Origin of the sequence: Saccharothrix syringae (assembly GCF_009498035.1) — a bacterium.
Classification (GTDB): Bacteria; Actinomycetota; Actinomycetes; order Mycobacteriales; family Pseudonocardiaceae; genus Actinosynnema; species Actinosynnema syringae.
In genome coordinates, this window is the sequence record NZ_CP034550.1 from 6,349,758 (window position 1) to 6,365,662 (window position 15,905).

At 70.6% G+C, this 15,905-nt stretch carries 15 protein-coding genes and 1 pseudogene; 1 reads left to right on the forward strand and 15 read right to left on the reverse strand.

Annotated elements, in window-relative coordinates:
• The 15 genes and pseudogenes from EKG83_RS27070 to EKG83_RS27135 form a co-directional block, all read right to left on the reverse strand.
• Window positions 1-1,053, reverse strand: a complete 1,053-nt coding sequence (locus tag EKG83_RS27070) for a hypothetical protein (RefSeq protein ID WP_153278457.1) — start codon at window positions 1,051-1,053, stop codon at window positions 1-3.
• A gap of 23 nt (window positions 1,054-1,076) precedes the next feature.
• Complete coding sequence (locus tag EKG83_RS27075; RefSeq protein WP_033435541.1) at window positions 1,077-3,161, reverse strand: hypothetical protein; 2,085 nt, start codon at window positions 3,159-3,161, stop codon at window positions 1,077-1,079.
• Window positions 3,158-3,622, reverse strand: a complete 465-nt coding sequence (locus EKG83_RS27080) for a hypothetical protein (RefSeq protein ID WP_033435542.1) — start codon at window positions 3,620-3,622, stop codon at window positions 3,158-3,160. The genes EKG83_RS27075 and EKG83_RS27080 overlap by 4 nt, the downstream gene beginning before the upstream one ends.
• Window positions 3,619-6,231, reverse strand: a complete 2,613-nt coding sequence (locus EKG83_RS27085) for an ATP-binding protein (protein ID WP_157591570.1) — start codon at window positions 6,229-6,231, stop codon at window positions 3,619-3,621. Before EKG83_RS27085 ends, EKG83_RS27080 begins: the two co-directional genes overlap by 4 nt.
• On the reverse strand, window positions 6,228-6,650 hold the full coding sequence (locus EKG83_RS27090) for a hypothetical protein (RefSeq protein WP_033435544.1): 423 nt from the start codon (window positions 6,648-6,650) through the stop codon (window positions 6,228-6,230). The genes EKG83_RS27085 and EKG83_RS27090 overlap by 4 nt, the downstream gene beginning before the upstream one ends.
• Window positions 6,647-6,934 (reverse strand): hypothetical protein, encoded by a 288-nt coding sequence (locus EKG83_RS27095; protein WP_153278459.1) that lies wholly within the window; start codon window positions 6,932-6,934, stop codon window positions 6,647-6,649. Before EKG83_RS27095 ends, EKG83_RS27090 begins: the two co-directional genes overlap by 4 nt.
• Window positions 6,934-7,932: a conjugal transfer protein gene (locus EKG83_RS47065; protein WP_170191976.1), complete on the reverse strand. Its 999-nt coding sequence runs from the start codon at window positions 7,930-7,932 to the stop codon at window positions 6,934-6,936. Before EKG83_RS47065 ends, EKG83_RS27095 begins: the two co-directional genes overlap by 1 nt.
• An 806-nt stretch (window positions 7,933-8,738) precedes the next feature.
• Window positions 8,739-9,026 carry a helix-turn-helix domain-containing protein gene (locus EKG83_RS27105; RefSeq protein ID WP_033435547.1) on the reverse strand — a complete coding sequence of 96 codons (288 nt, stop codon included), beginning with the start codon at window positions 9,024-9,026 and terminating at the stop codon, window positions 8,739-8,741.
• A 38-nt stretch (window positions 9,027-9,064) separates the two neighbouring features.
• A pseudogene (locus EKG83_RS27110) lies at window positions 9,065-9,271 on the reverse strand (GP88 family protein); the annotation flags it as partial.
• A complete protein-coding gene (locus EKG83_RS27115) occupies window positions 9,268-9,792 on the reverse strand; it encodes a GNAT family N-acetyltransferase (protein ID WP_084717155.1) in 525 nt (174 codons plus the stop codon). The gene EKG83_RS27115 and the pseudogene EKG83_RS27110, both read right to left, overlap by 4 nt.
• 178 nt (window positions 9,793-9,970) lie before the next feature.
• The gene (locus EKG83_RS27120; protein WP_033435550.1) at window positions 9,971-10,588 is read right to left on the reverse strand and encodes a hypothetical protein; all 618 of its coding nucleotides are present in this window, start codon (window positions 10,586-10,588) and stop codon (window positions 9,971-9,973) included.
• A gap of 90 nt (window positions 10,589-10,678) precedes the next feature.
• On the reverse strand, window positions 10,679-11,068 hold the full coding sequence (locus tag EKG83_RS47070; RefSeq protein ID WP_194282938.1) for a hypothetical protein: 390 nt from the start codon (window positions 11,066-11,068) through the stop codon (window positions 10,679-10,681).
• Window positions 11,069-11,123: 55 nt separating this feature from the next.
• The gene (locus tag EKG83_RS27125) at window positions 11,124-12,065 is read right to left on the reverse strand and encodes a L,D-transpeptidase (protein ID WP_153278460.1); all 942 of its coding nucleotides are present in this window, start codon (window positions 12,063-12,065) and stop codon (window positions 11,124-11,126) included.
• Window positions 12,066-12,195: 130 nt separating this feature from the next.
• On the reverse strand, window positions 12,196-12,699 hold the full coding sequence (locus tag EKG83_RS27130; protein ID WP_033435551.1) for a DUF6355 family natural product biosynthesis protein: 504 nt from the start codon (window positions 12,697-12,699) through the stop codon (window positions 12,196-12,198).
• A gap of 681 nt (window positions 12,700-13,380) precedes the next feature.
• Window positions 13,381-14,274, reverse strand: coding sequence for a hypothetical protein (locus EKG83_RS27135; RefSeq protein ID WP_153278461.1), 894 nt, complete (start codon window positions 14,272-14,274; stop codon window positions 13,381-13,383).
• 496 nt (window positions 14,275-14,770) lie between these two features.
• On the opposite strand from EKG83_RS27135, the gene EKG83_RS27140 reads away from it, so the two are divergent.
• A complete protein-coding gene (locus EKG83_RS27140) occupies window positions 14,771-15,712 on the forward strand; it encodes a YczE/YyaS/YitT family protein (RefSeq protein WP_153278462.1) in 942 nt (313 codons plus the stop codon).
• The last annotated feature ends 193 nt before the right edge of the window (window positions 15,713-15,905 follow it).

Consider the following 15,905-nt stretch of genomic DNA (forward strand, 5'->3'; position numbering starts at 1 on the left):
TCAACCACCGACAGCGGCCAGGTCGACCAGCCATGCGCCGTCGGCCTGGCGCAGCACGACGCGGGTCGAGGAGACAGACTCGACATAGCGGGCACCTGTGGCGGTGGTGACCACCCGGTCGGCGGTGACCCGCACCACGACCCGCTCCGCGGTACGGGGGGCGCTGGGCACGAGCTGGGCGACGGCCGCGGAGCACCTGCCGGTCTCTCCGGCGGCGGTGGCCTGATGCCAGCTGCGCGTGGCGCGCTCGTCGCCCGTGGGGTCGAACAACGACCAGGCGGCGTCGGTCATCGCCGGCCGGGCTCGCCGTTCGGCGTCGCCGAACCGCTCCTCGGTGGTCGTGAACGGGCACCACCGGGACAGCCACGCCACCGCCGCGTCCTGCGGACCGGCCAGTTCCTGGCGTGCCGGTGGACCTGCTGGAGCGGTGACGACGTTGACCGTCGCAGGGTCCGTCGCGGTGCGGGGTTGGGCTTGTGTGGGTGCGACGCCCGCAGCCGGAATGGGCGGTTGGTCCGGCAATGACCACGTGGAGGACGAAGTGCTCCCGGAGGGAGTGTTCGCCGGTGCTGTCGAGGTGGTGGACGCGACCTCGGTGGGCGCCGGTTCGCCGCGCTGTTCCCCCGGCACCTCGGGGGCTGCCCCCGGCTCGTCGCCCATCGACCAGGCCACGCCCACCACTGCGGCGATCACGGCGGCCACGGCGGCGATGGCCGCGATGTTCCTGCTGGTGGGCACGGGCCGCCACGGCGCGCGAACGGCGTCACCACCGTGGTCGAGGCCGTGGGTGAACCGGTGGTGCAGCTCGGCGCGTCGCTGCGCGCCGAGCTTACGCAGCTCACGCCGTCGCTGTGCTCGGGCGCGGGCACCGGAGCCCCACGGCCACCATCCGGGCCGGGGACCGAGCAGGTCACTTCCCCAGAGCGCGCGGCGCACCTGTCGTGCGACCTGCGCCGGACGATCGGTGTCGCCATCGAGTGGATCGGCGGCGGGGATGGACGGCGTGGTGTCGGGCGGCTCGAAGTTGTGGCGTGCCGGGTCGGGATGCGCCATCGATGCTGGTCTCCTCTCGCTGGTCAGCCGGAGGCGGTGTCGTCGCGTCGGCGCCCAGGTGCTCGACGCGGTCGTGGTGGCCGGGCCGGATCCGCACCGCTCTGCTTCACCTGTCGAGGTGGTCGTGGGCGTCCGGTGGTGATCTGGTGAACACCACGACGACTGCGGGCAGGGGGCGGCGGGGTCTTGTCCGGCGGTGCGAGTCCGCGTCCGCCGGGCGGGACGACCCACACCCGGCGCACGTCACCGGTGGCCTGCTCCGTGCCGGTGCCGCCGGGTGGTGCGACCCATCGACGCGGGCCGACCGCGGTGGCTCGTTCGGCGTCGAACGTCGTGCCCGCTCGTGCTTCCGGGTCGGGACGCGGAGTCGGCTTCGGCCGCACCGCCAGACCGGGGCCGGAGGTGATCGCGGTTGACGGGCCGGTTCCGTGCGGGCGTGCTCGTCGTCCTCCCGGGCCCTGGGCGTAGGGCTGCACCGCGGTGGAGGGCGTGATGCGGGTGGCGGTCGCCTCCACCGGACCGCGGTCGATGTCCGCCGCCTTGCCTGCCTGGGACTTGAGCTGATTGCCGGCCGCACGGGTCGCGGCGGCGGCCAAGCCGACCCCGCCGACCGCCGCTGCGCCGGCGACGCGTGCCGTGGCGGCGGCGACGCGGGCGACGCCGCCGACCGCCTTGACCGTCGTGCGCGCCACCGACCGGGCGATCAGCGCCGAGCCGACGCCCATCGTCCGCGCGCCTTCGCCGCCGGTGAGCGAGTCCACCCAGGACTGCATCTGCACCGCCGAGGTCATCAGGGCGATGTTGAGCACGGTGACGATGAAGAAGCCGTGCTGGCCGACGAGGGTGACGATGATGGTGGAGGTGACGGTCACACCGGACACCGTGGTGGTGATGGTCAGCGCCTGGAGGCTGCGGCCGACGGTGTAGACAAGGTAGCGGGTTCCGGTCGCTCGAGGCCAGCCGGGTATCGGCCACAGTGTGAGGAACACAAGCCCGGCAACCAGGGCGAGCAAGAGGCCGACCGAGGCTTTGAGTCCGGCGATGACCAGGCGGATCAGCAGCAGCGCCAGGGGGAGCACCAGCAGGGTGAGCAGCAGCACGATGCCCAGCCGGGCCGGGTCCTGCCCGCGGATGTAGTCGCCGTAGGGCCCGAACTCCTCCACCGCGCCCTGGTCGTCGAGGATTTCCATCCACCGCTTCCACGTGTCGTCGCCTGCGAGCGCGTGGTGACCGGCTTTGCCGCACACCTCCAGGGAGTTGAAGTGCGCCAGGCACCAGGGGGTGGCGCCGAAGTTGGACCACATGCTGTCGACGAGCCGGCGGGTGCCCGCGTGCGGGCTGCCGTCGGCGATCGACGGGGTCGGGAAGCCCGTCGGGTTGTTCGAGGCGGCCACGAACTGGGTGGATCCGGCGATGACGCCGTCGGCGATCTGCTGCCGTGCGCCGTCGACGGTGGTCATCACGGTGGACGGGCCGGAGGCGAACAGCATCGCGGTGGCGGCGGTGGCGATGACCCAGCCCAGGTCGGTGGCGAAGCCTCGGCCTTCGCCGCGCCAGCGGGCGTAGGTCATGACCGCGCCGATCGCGACGGTGGCAGTGATCAGCGGCCAGAACACGTGGTAGGCGACCGAGTTCACCGCTTGGTCGATCTTGTTACTGGACTCCGCGTAGACGGTGAGGTTGAGCAGCCACTCCAGCAGGGTCAGCGCGCCTTCCAGCACTCCGAGCACGAGCCACATCAGCAGCAGCGTGATCACGCCCATGATCTGATACACCGGCAGCGCGACATCGAGCCAGCCCGATGCCGAGTCGTCGGGTTTGACGGTGATGCCGTAGTCGGAGAACGCGTACGTCTCGAACAAGGTTTTCTGGCCGCCACCGGCCAGATCCGGGCCGGTGATCACGTCGTCGGCCACCGCGCCGCGCGCGTGCCCGGCGACGAGCAGCCCCACCAGCCAGGCCAGGGTCATCATGCGCTCCGGCCGGTCCCACAGCCACCGCAGCGGACGCGGCGCACGCTCACGCACCGCCATGACCAGGAGCAACACGCGCCAGCCCGTGCCGCGTATGAAGTCGACGAGGCGAGCGGGCACGACGTCGCTGCTCATCGCGCCTCCACCGGCGTGGGCGTTGTCGAGTCGACCAGCCATCGGTCCTCGACCAGGGCCAGGGTGACCGTGACCTGGCATGGCGTCTGGTCATGTGAACGGACTGCGATCACCACCACCGCGGACTCGGCTTCCCTGCTCGCGCTGAGCACCTGCACCTCCGGTCGTGGCCTCTGCTCGATGGGCAGGCAGTTCATTCGGCGGCCGAGCTGTGCCCGCCACCGTGGTGTTGCCAGCGAGCAGGCGCCCGGATCGTGCGCCTGGTGTCGTTGGGTGAAGGCCAGCGCCACCGACTCCGGATCGGCGACGTTCAGCGGCACCGCGCCAGCCGAAGGTGGCGCCTCCGGCCACGCGACGGCGATCACGACGAGGCTGACCGAGGCGGCCAGGGACACTGCCAGTGCGAACCAGCCCGCGCGACGCCGCGTGATCGCCGGTGCGGCGGACGCGACGGCGATCACCGGACCTCCTCCTGCCGGTCGGTCCGTTGCCGGACATCAACCACGTCCCGGGCACGCGGTTCATCCGGCGTCGTGGTGTCGGCTGCTGTCCCGTCCTCGGAGTGGTCGCGAGGGGCGGCATCGACCGGTTCGGTGTCGTAGGCGTAGAGGTCGGCGGAGTCCTCGGCGGCGTCGGTGGACAGGGTGTCGGCGATCCATTCGGTGAGCCGGTCGAAGGCCACCAGGCCGAGCCGGTTGTGCCGGTCGCGCATCACGCACTCGCCCGGCCCCAACATGCCCTGGGCCTGCCGCAGGCGCGGGCCCGCGTCGGGCCGGTGCAGCAGCACCGCCTGGGCCTGCTGCTCTTCTCGCCCCAGCGCCTCGAACGCCGCGCTCATGACCAGCTGCTCGACCAGGCCCTCGATGGCGGCCAGCTCGACCGCGGACTGGGAGTCCAGCAGCAGGTAGGTCTTGAGCGCGCGGCCGGTGCGGGCCAGCCACTGCACCAGCGCGCGGCCTTCCGGGTAGGCGGTGATGCGGTGCAGCTCGGTCAGCGCGACCAGCTTGATCAGCTCCCGCACGTGGCGCGACTGCATCAGCGCGTAGGCGGTGGAGACCCGGAAGGTGGTCATCGCGCAGCGCTGGGGAACCGTCCACTGCTCCGCCACGCTGCCGGGCTGGGGCAAGCCCAGGCCGTCCAAGCGCAGGTAGACCAGACCGCGACCGGACAGCATGGGCGCGGCGTCAGCGGTCGGTGCGCCCAGTACGGCGCGCACGTCGGACTGCCGGGAGCGCACCGACAGCGTCTCGCCCAGTGTCCGTGCTGCCTGCGCGGCGGGGCTGTCGCCGGAGGTGGCGACGAGGTCGCCGATCACGGCGGTGGCCGACCACATCTTCCGGGGCCGGGCCAGGACCCGGTCGATCGCGGCTTCCAGCACCGCCTCGGTGCCGCGCCGGTCCTCGCCGCTGAGCACACCCAGCAGGGCGTCCAGGGTCAGGGCACGGGCCTCGTCGGCTGTGGGCGCCCACCGCATCGGGTCCATCGACCCAGCGGCTTCCGGGGCGGTGACATCGACGACCTGCACCGGGACACCGAGGATGCGGTCGGCGACCTCGACGATGCCGGCCAGGTCGCCCTTGGGGTCGGCCAGCAGGCACCAGGCGCCCTCGGCCAGCGCGGCGAGCACCGTCAACATCACCGCGGTGCTCTTGCCCGAACCGGAGCGGCCGGTGAACGACATGGTGGTCGGCATTCGCCGGTCGTCAGCGGTGCGGGAGACCAGGTGCAGCCGCACCGGTCCCGGCGTCGCACCGAGGTTGCCGCCGATGTAAGGACCGCTGGTGTCCCCGACCGCCGAGCCGCCATGGAACCACGACCCGGCCAGGGTGCGCATCGGCTGCACCTGGCCGAACTCCGGCACGCGCACCCAGTCGCCCGGCAGCAGCTCCTTCCACAGCAGGTCCTGGATGTTCGGTGCCAGCTCCAGCGCGACGATGCCGGTGTAGCGGCGACGCAGCGCCTCCACGCGGTCGGTCAACTCCTCCACGGTTCCGGCGTGCACCACCCACCGCGGGTGCGAGGTCACCAGCACGTCAACGCGCCGCCGCACCTCCCGGTCGCGTTCGGCGAGCGCGAGCTCGGCCTCGTCGATCTCCTCCGGCGGGACGGTGCCCGCCTCGCCTGCTTCCAGGCTCTGCGAGCGGGTCCATTTGCGGCCGGCGCGCAACAGCGCCAGCGAGCCGGTACGGCCGTGGTTGACCCCGCGCACTGACGCCTCCACGTCGATCAGCTCGGTCAGCAGCGCCAGCCACTCCCCACCGGGGATCTCCAGCTCGTCGGCCGGGAACCCGTTAACGGCCGGCACCAGCACCGCCACGTGCCGGGTGGCACCGGTGCTCGCGTCCCGGGTGGTGACGTAGCGGCCGTCAGGACTGGGTGTGACGTCGCCGTGCATGAGCGACACCAGCTGCGCGCCGGACAACTCGTCCTGTCCAACCGGGGCGAGGTCGGCGGTGCGGCGCAGCTCGCGGGCGTAGGCCCACGCGATCGTCGCGGCAGGAGCCGGAACGCCCCGAAGGGGGCTGTCCCGTACCTGGCTGAACCAGCGCCGCACGGCCGGTGCCAGTTCGTCGACGCGGCCGTGGGCGTCGCGCAGCATCGCCGCGCGGGAGCGCAGCTGGGCGGCGATGGCCTGGCGGCGGCGTTCCCACGGCGAGCTGGTATCGCGGGTGGGCCAACGGACGCCGAGCAGCACGACCCGGCGACGGAAATGGCCGCCCTCGCTGTTGCGTGCGATGCGGTGCGCGCCCAGCTCGATGTAGTAGTCCGCGCCCGGGGCACGCACCCCGGGCATCGAGGTCCAGCTGTCGCGGTAGTCCTCGGGCGAGTACCGCGCCCACATGATTTTCACGTGGTACTCGGCGTCGACCGGCAGCAGCGTGTGCATCGCGGCAGCGGTGGCCCAGGTCGCGGCCTCCAGTTCGCCGTCCTCCATCAGCTCGGTGGAGCCGTCCGGGATCTGCGCCCACGTCCACACCGCATCATCGGTGACCTCGATACCGTCCTGGATGAGCAACGGAGCGGCGGGCGGATCGGTAATCCGGCGCGATGGCCGTCCCTTGCGCGTCACGACGCACCACCTTCCCGATCAGACATGGAGACAGCGGTAACAAGGCGTGTGGTGACCAGCAGGCTGATCGGACGCGTCCGGTGTCCGTCCAGGTGCAGCAGCGGGTTGCCGATCGACCGCCGTCGTACCGGCGCGTGGAACAGCAGCCGGTCGCGCCAGGCCGCGAGCATCATCCGGCCGGTGTCGTCGCGCCGGGTGCCGTAGAGCACGAACACCACCGGCGGCACCAGGAACACCAGCGGCGACAGGCGATGCAGGATCGGCATGCCCAGCAGCAACAGCACCGCCCACCACAGCGCGGCACTGGCGGCCCCGATCAGCAGGACACGCCGTTCCACACCGCGCCCCAGGGAGCGACCGAACAGTTCGTACTGGCGGGTTTGGAGTTTCAGGTGGACGGTGTCGGTGGGCAGCCTCATACGGTGCCGCCCACGATTGACTGGATGACGCCCTTGAGGATGTTCTCGGCGGTGTCCGGGAAGAACACGAACATCCCGCACGCCATGGCGCCCAGGATCTGTGCGACCATCTTGCCGGGCTTGTCCTCCATGTAGGACCAGAAGGCCCGCACCCCGAGCACGATCATCAGCAGCACGCCCAGCAGTGCGAAGATCGCGTCCTTGATGCCGTCGAGGTTGATCTGCTGCAAAGGTTGGGTCTGCGCCAGCCCCAGGGCGGTCACGATGGTCGTCGCGGTGGTCATCACGGTGCTTTCCCGGTGTCGATGTCGATGCCGGCCAACAGCCAGCGGTCGTCCTGGCGGTGCAGGTCCAGGCGGTAGGTGCAGGTCAGCTGCCCGGCGTTCTCGGCCACTCGCCACACCACGCTCGCCACGCCCGCACGTTGCTGCGGTGGCGCGCCCGGCTGCGCCTGCATGCCGCGCCACTGCCGCACCTCCACCAGCGCGACCGCACTCTCAAGGGAGCTGACCCGGGCACGCGGGGCGCGCACGAAGTCCAGCTCGCCGGTGGCCAGCGCCTCGAAGAAGTTCTGCACGGCCTGCCGGGTCTCGCGGGTGAACCGGTCGTCATTCACCGTCTCCACCACGGGCACGGGTTCGCCAGCTGTGGTGCCGGGGTCGCCGACCAGCGCGGGAGGCGCGGTCAACAGCACGCGACCGTCGTGCCGCGCGAGAGGGACCGCGAGGACCAGCCAGCGCGCCGGGTGCGCCTGCCAGCCCGGAGGGTCCGTGGGTGCGGGTTGCGCGGCCGGGACGCCGGATTCGGTGACGGGTGGCGAGGCGTCGGGTTCCTCGGCGGGCGGTTGCGTCGATGACGGATTCTGTGCTCCAGCCTGCTCGTCCGGGGCGTAGGGCACGACCCGCACCCGCACGGTCACCACGGCCTGGTCGACGCCCCGCCGTGCACGAGCGAGCACGGCGGCGCTGTCTGCGGATTGGCGGCCCTGCCCGTCCCAGCCGTCGACCTCACGGTCGGGCAACGCCCACCGCCGCAGCGCCTGCTCGCGTCGCTCTCGCTCCCGGGCGTCCCAGGACAGGTAGTCCACCGCCACGCCCTCGGCGACCCCGTCGAGCACCTCGTCGGCGATCTCCGACGCAGGTGTCGACGTCGACGGGCGCAGGGCACCGACCATCGTGACGGTCACGTCGACCGCGCCCAGGACCGTGAACACGGTGATCGCGCCCAACACGACCAGGCGACGCGCCCGCGTCCACCACGGTTCACGGACACCGTCGACCACGTCGAAAGCGGACTCTCGCGACGAGGGCCGCCGCGGCGGCGCGGCACCGGCCGGAGGCACCGGACCGTGCGGTGGCGGCACCGGGTGGGGTGGCCTCCACAGCGGTGCTCCACCGGTGAGTGCGCCAGGTGCTCCAGGGAGATCGGGTGCTGTGGGCGTCCACGTCGTCGGTCGAGGCTGGGAGCCGTCGGGTGGTGCCGGCCAGCCAGTGACCGCGCCTGCCCGTCGGTCGTTGACGGCGGGCACGGTGCCGCTGGTGTGTCCGGCCGTGCGGGCGCGGCGAGCACGCCAGCGGGCGCGGGCCTCGCGGTGGTTCTTGCCCGCTATCAGCCGCCACAGCAGATCACCGACCATGGCCCGGCCTCCGGACGGCCGACAGCCTCGCGAAGAAAGCACACATAAAGCCCCCTGTGAACGCCGCATCATGACGTCGCTACAACCCGGACGCGCGGCGTGATACCAGCACGATAACCACCCCCTCGCGCCGACCAGGAGTTTTTCCCGCAGATCGGGAAATCCGGATTCCATTGATCGAAAAGTTTGCCCCGCGCACCCGAAACAGTGCGTCGCACCCGGTGACGTGCCATGATGATGGTGGTGGTGCGCGATCGGGGTCGTGCACCGTCGGAAAGCGGACGGTCGGCAAGTCGTCGAGCCGTGGGGGCGTGGGCGACTTACCGACCGTCTGCGGTTACCACCTTTCATGTGCCGAAAATCGAGCGCACAGGATTCATGGACCCGATTCCCGCGTCTACCGAGGCAAGCGGGTCGGTACCACGTGTTGATAGGCCAACTGGTGAGGTCGACTACCGGTTTTGGTCGCGCCGTTCGAGGGTGCCGTGGGCGGTGATGGCAACGAGTCGCCCGCCGATCCGGTAGCGGCGGCCAACCCGTTGCACGACGCCGCTGCCCTCCAGGACCTGCACGAGACGGTGGACCGTGCTCAACGGCAGATCGCTGCGTTGGCTAATCCGGGCCAGCGTCGACGGCGCCGGTTGCAGAGCAACGGCTTCGAGCACGCGCAGGCAGCGCTCCAGGTAGGAATCACGGTCCGATGCCGCCGGCCGCACCCGGTCACGCTTGTCATCGGTCATCGACTTGCTCCGATGCCAGGTCAGCCTCAGTGCTCTGGGTCGAGGATGCGCCGTAGGTTGCGTCGGTGCTTGGCCAGCACTTGTGAAAAGCTGAAGGTTCCGGTGCGGGCGTAGCACGCCGCCGCGCAGATCCCTGCCGCCGGGCAGGTGACGTAGGGCGTGCCGTCGTCGAACCTGCTGGCCAGCGCCGGGATGGAGAAGGTGAAGATCCCGTGCGGCCGGAGGTAGGCGTTCTGGGTGATCATGCGCTCAGGCTTGGACCTGGCTCTGGTTCGGTCGGTTGCCACGACGTCCTCCTCATGTGGTCATGGGGGGCGTGGTTGAACTCGACCTCGATCACGCCGGCATCGAGCGTGTCGAGCCGCGCCGTCGGAGCGACGCGACGCAGAAGGGCCAGGGCCGCGGTGTTGGCGACGGTCACCTGCGCGCGCAGAGGAAACGGCCCTGCGGTGTCGGCCAGCAGCCGAGTTAGGAGTGCGGTGGCAATCCCTCGGCGTTGCCAGGTGTCCTCGACCAGGACCGCCAGCTCGCTGCCGTTGTCTTCGTGCACGGCCGTGGCCACGCCGACGAGCTGGTGCTCCCGCCACCCGGCCACGGTGGTGTGTCGGTGCCGCTCGAGCAGCGTGCGGAGGTAGAGGCGGGCGGCGTCCGGTGAACCCCCGCCGCACCGTTCCAGCACGGTGCGGTCGGAGCACCGCTCCAGCATCGCCTCGACGCTGCGGTCGACCGCGAGCAGAGGTGCCACGACAAGGTGTTCCACGCGCATCGTGCTCAGCTCCGCTGCGGCGTCCGGCGACTGGCCGCGACCGCGCCATCCACAGGACGACCTGCTCGTTTCGGCGTGTCGCCCACAGCATCGATCGGCGCGCCCGTGCGGCCTGCAGTACCGGGATGCGCAGCGTGTGGGTGTGCAGGCATCGCGTCGAGGTTGGTGGCCACCGTGCTCACCATCCTGTCCGCGCGGCGAAGACCGGCACGGTCTGCGGTCCGGACCGCGGCGGGCGGGCCAGTAGTGCTCGCCAGTACACGGTCTCCTCGGTGAGCACGGCGGGCCTGCCTCCGCTGACCAGCGTCGCCCGCACCCGCAGCGCGGGCTGCTCGGGTTCGGGCTCGGTGTCCAGCACCGTGACGAAGTGGCAGGCACGCACGGCGTCCCCCGCGAGAACCCCGACCGGGGTGGCACCGTGGTGCAGGATCGCGCGTTGTGCCGCACTCAGCCCCAGCCTGCGCAGGTGGACCAGCGAGGTGACTGCGGCCAACGGTTCGTTGTCGTGGCCGAGGGCCGGGATCATGAACCCATCGCGACGCACGACCTCCTGTCCGACGGGCAGGTCGAGCAGCAGTGCCTCATCAGGGTTGAGGGCGTGCACCTGGTCGGGGATCCGCTGCGTACGCCGCAGGCCGTATCCGACCCACCAGGACAGTGTGTCGGTGAAGCGGCCTGCGACCCGCAGGGCACGGGCGAGGAGGTCGGTGCGGGCAAGCAACTCGTCTGTGACGATCGCGGCCTTGGCCGCGGTGGGTCCGGTGTTGGCGTGCGTGTCGGTGTCGGCGCGGGACACGGTGGGACTCCTGCCTGGGGATCGGTGTTGGTGGTAGGGGCATGGCCCGCCCTCCTGGGAAGTGAGGGCGGGCCATGCGCTCAGGGGCGGTCACCCTGTGACCGGGTGCCGGGCGACGACGATCGCCGGTGCCGGTGCCGGTGCCGGCACGACGACCACGCTTGTCGTGGTCGATCCGCTCGGCGGGCTGCTCGGTGCCGGACTGTCCGGCGCTGTCGTCGACGGTGGGGACGTTGACGGGATGCTCGTCGGGCGGGGCGTCGTGGTGGTCGGCGTGGTCGTGGTCGGCTTGGGTGTGGTGGTCGTGGGTTGCGGAGGGAGGGTTGTCGTCGGTTTCGTTGTCGTGGTGGTGGTCGGTGGGATGCTCACGCCCGCCGCTTCGGCGGATGCGCCGGTGGTCAGCAGGGTGGCGGTGCCGGCGATGAGCGCACCGGTGGTCATGCCGGCCAAGGCGAGACGGACGGACTTCGTGGTGGACATCGTTTCTCCTTGTCGGTGTGGAACTTCGGGAACTATGGCCCGGCCCGGCGAACGGCTAGCGGATCATCACGGGTGTGCCTGCGGGCACCGGACTTCCGCTGTAGGCGGTGGTCAGGGTGTGTAGCGCGTCAGCAGGGACCCGGATGCAGCCATCGGAGTCGGCCGTGCCGAAGACGGTCGGGTCGGGCCAGCCGTGGATGCCGACGGTGCCCGGCCCTCCCCCGTACGTGGTGTAGGTCTCGGAGTGCGCACCTACGGCCAACAGCACCGGGGTGTAGGTAGCGGTGGGGTTGTGGACTGCGGCGATCACGAACGTGCGACCTGTGGGGGTGACCGAGTTGCTGCCACCGATTCCGACCGTCCACCGACCGATCTCGTGGCTGTGTCGGTGCAACGTCATCGTGAAGGCATCCCGGTCAACGGTGATCACATAGGGCGTCGTGGCGAGCGTGATCTCCGTTCCCAGGTGCAGCCAGGCCACGCTGTTGTTGGGCCGTGACGGCAGGGCGACCTGAATCCAGCCCGGTCGTCGCTCCAGCACCGGCAGCCAGGTGTCGACGCGGGTGCGCGCCGGTTCGATGCCCAGTGGCTGCGTGCTGGGCACCGTGACGACGGGTTCGCCGCCCGGTGACTCGTACCCTGCGATGGTGCGTGTGGGGTGCGCCACCGTGCCGTCCGGCACCCGCTCGGGAGCCGAATCGAGTGGTGCGCCTATGACTTCGGTGAACGTATCGGCTTGCGGTAGCTCGGCGAGTTGCTCTTCGGATACCGATCGGGGCTGCGGTGAAGCCACATCGCCGACCGGCTCGTCGACGGCCCGCACGGTGTACCGGCCGGCCGAAGGGCCGGGGACGGATTCGCCGTGTCCCCGGTCCTCGGCGACGGTGAGAGTGAACGTGGCCACGGTCAGGACGGACAGCGCGAGCCCGCCGAGAACGATTCCCCGGATGCGGCATGTGGCCGCGTTCCCGGGTTCGCTCGTCCTGTCGTGACGCACGCTAATCACCTCCTCGGTGATAAGTCGACGGTTGGATGGGAGGGAGTGGAGGTGGTGCGCCGGACGCCCCCGACGACGGCGGTGCACGCACGTCCTGTCGCTTCTAAGCGAACGAGACCAAGGCGGTGCATCAGCAGTTCTGGATGCACCAGGCGTTGGTGATCATTCCCGCGCCCTGGAGCTGCCAGTGGGTGGAGAGGTTGGTGACGTAGCGGCCCACCCAGATGTCGCGCGTGCTCCAGCCGTACCAGAAGCTCACCCTGATCTTGATGCTCGACGCCCAGCCACAGTGGTTGTACTTGGCGTAGTAGTGGTCGCTCGGGTCGGTGAAAAAGCCGCACGACGCCGCGGCGGACACATCCTGCGGGCTCACCCCGCCAGCCTGCGGACCGGACTGGATCTGCGAACTCGCGTTGGTGCTGTTCTGGATCTGCGAACCGGGTGCCGAGTAGGGCGCCTGGAAGACGCCACCGGGTCGGGTCTGGATCTGGGACTGCGAGCCGACCTCACCGGTGGGTCCGTAGGGGCCGCCCATGGCGATCTGCGCCGAGGCGCTTCCGGTGGTGACGGCCATCGTCAGCCCGAACGCCAGGCCGACGATGCCGAGCAGGCGCGTGATGAACGTACGTGTCATCGGTTTCCTTTGCTTTCGATGGGGATGGTGTGCCGCGCCGCTCGCCGCGCCCCCAGGGGGGGATGTGGGCCCTGGGCGGCGGCGCGGCACACCCCGCCGGTCGGGAGTGACCGGCAGTCCTGTGCTCACCTGCCAGCCGGCGGTGAGACTCCGACCCGCGTGACGAGCCGGTGGTCTGTGGTTGTCGCCGGGCGGGGCGCGTGGTGCGCAGACCGGCACCCGGCGGAGGTGAAGTTGTTGCCGTGAAACAGGTTTAGCGTTGGCTTGAGGTCAGGCTGTGTGCCCAGAAGGGGCGTACCGGGCCGCAGGAGGTGGCGCCCATGGGCGGGATGTGGCCGGTGGCCTCGATGTCCTGCCTTACAGGGCGGGTACCGGCGCGTGCCTGGCGCTCGCCGTCATCGGCGGCTGTGCCCGTGAGTTGGAAACGCTGCCCGCTGGGCAGCTCCAGCACCACGCACCCGGGCTGACGACCGGCCCACTCGACACGTCCGGCCACGGTGACCACCGATCCGCGAGCCTGCGGCGGCGGGACCACCACCGAGGTCGTCACCCGGGCCTCGGAGTGCTCTGGCCGCACGGACCCTGGCAGGACATTGTCCTGCGCCTGTCGGGTCGCACAGGCGACCGCGACCACCAGGCCGCTCGACACTCCCAGCACGGCACAGGTGCGCCGAGGACGCCTCATCGCAGGTCGCCTTCGTCGACCGGAGCGTGCACGTCCCAGAACATCGACTCCGACAGCGGGACCGTCGGCTCCCGGGACCGCCACAGCGACGCCGAGTGGATGGTTCCCGCGGCCGTGATGAGGCTGTTCGGTTGTCCCATCCGCGGTGCCAGGTCGTCGAGGACGGCGTGGGCGGTCTCGGGCGCGAAGTCCCGGCCGAGCAGCCAGATCCTCGTCGGCAGTCCGGCTCCGCGCAGGACGGCGTAGATCTCGCGGGTGGTGGGCAGGTAGCCCAGGACCCACTGGCCGCACCGATCCGGTTGCAGGGCGGCGGACAGGTCGTCGTCGTCGCCGTCGCGACGCCAGGCCCAGCCCCACTCCTCGACGCCGTCCAGGGCGAACACGCCCAGTCCGGTGGTCGTGGCCCGCCGCGGGTCGAGGGCGAGGAACGTGGTCTCGTCGTCGAAGGTGACCACCTGGGCGGGAACGTCCGGCGAGCGGCGCCACCCCTCGGCCGCCGCCCGCAGTGCGCCGGCTGGCGGGTCGAGACCGATCACGAACTCGCGGAGATCCTCGATCAGGGCCCGCGCGTGTTCCAGGTCCCGCACGGCCTGGGTGTGGTCGGCCACCGCCTGCTCCAGCAGGCCGCCATCAGGCTGCGGTGCGGACCGTGTCGTGGTGATGCGTTGCTGCGCGGAGTCGAGGCGTTGCACCGCCTCGGCCGACTCCTGTCGCAGCGCCGCCTCCAGCAGCAGCAGGTCGTCGGCGGCGTCCGCAGTCAGGGTTTGCCGCGTCCCGTCTCCGATCAGGCGGTCGGTGAGCGCCTGCGGCACCGGGTCGGACCGGTGCCCGAGTAGCACCAGCAGCTGCCCTTCCACGGTGTGCCGCCACCGCGCTCGACGTGTCTCCACTGGTTTTCCCCCTGTCATCCACCCACCGGCAGGCAGCGTTCGACCGCATTGCCCATCCCCTTCGTGCGACAGCCGTCCCCCTGGCAGTCCACGAGCGATCCATCTACCGGGCACATGCAGGTCACCCCGCGGAGGCGTCCCGTGACGAGAACGCATCACACAGATGACGTCAGCACCCTTCGGATTCACCGGCAACAACGAGCACCGCTGCCGACAAAACGATGACACAGACCCACGCGTCACGTCACGAGAAAAACGCAAAACAAGCAAAAAACGCCTTCTACCTGTGGTTACAGCTCACCACTGACAGGTCGACACCTTTCTTTTAATGAAACTTTTCACGACACGGAAGCATGGATTTCACCGAGCGGAAGCATGGTCGCGCCCGACTCCGCAGCCGGGTTTCGACCAGTGGAATAATTCCCAATCTGCTTGGTGTCGGTTATCGTGTCGAGCGCACGACCGGCGTCCCCCTCGCTTGTCGACGTTTCATACGATGAAATCCGAAGGGGACGGCTATGTGTACTACGGCTCCCGAACCGAGTTGTTGGTCCGCTCGATGCGCGGTCGACCCGCATCCGGCGGTCGTCGGGTGGGGCTCGACCGTGCGAGGGCACGCATGACTGCGGCCGATCGGGTTCTCGTCGCGCGCAGCGCCCGGTTGGTTCGTCTGGTCGCGGGAACCGTGCTCATGGGAGCGGGCATCGCGCTGTTGGTACGCGCGCGGCTGGGCCTGCTGCCGCTGGACGTGCTCCACGCCGCGATCAGCCGGCACACCGGGTGGACGATGGGCGGCGCGTTCATCGCCGTCCAGGCTGTCCTGCTATTGACCTACCTGCCGCTGCGGATACGTCCCGGCGTGGGAACGATCGTGGCCGCGACGGTGCCCGCGGTCGTGTGCGATACGACGTTGGCGTTGCTGCCCGAACCTGTCCTGGCATGGCGGTTGGTGCTGCTGCCGGTCGGCGGCGTGGTGTTCGCGCTGGGCATCGCCCTGTACCTCGGTGCCGAGATGGGCGCACTGCCGCGTGACGGCCTGATGCTGGAGCTGCACCGTCGCCGCCCGTGGCTGCGCCCGGCGGTGATCCGCGTCGTCGCCGACACCGGCTGCCTGCTCGCGGGGTGGCTCGCCCTGGGGCCGGTCGCGGCCGTCGTCGACGGGACGGTGGGCCTGGGATCGCTGCTACTGGCCGGCGCGCTCGGACCAACCATCGCAGTTCTGCTGCGCCGGACCAGCCGGTTCAGCACGACACCCGCGCCCGCCGACGCCGGCAGGCCGCTTCGCGATCCCTCCTCGCCTGCCTCCCAGCGGGAGCTGCTCACCGGGTCCGCCCGGCCCACAGGTCCGGACACCACCGACCGGAACCGGCCGCGGCCACACCCGATGCCAATGCCCGGCGTGCCGGGCGCGGATCCCACCGACCACCTCAAGCGCTGACCGTCTGTCGCGCTTTTCCCAACCAGTAAGGACATCCATGTTGCGCGGCTTCTTCCGGGCCGCCCTGCCGCTGTGCGCTGTGGCGCTCGCGGCGGTGGCGTGCACCGGGTCACCATCCGATCAGTCGACCACCACCTCGACGCCGAAGCCGCCCCCGTCCGGACAGGCGGGGATCGCGTCCTCCATTCCGGAG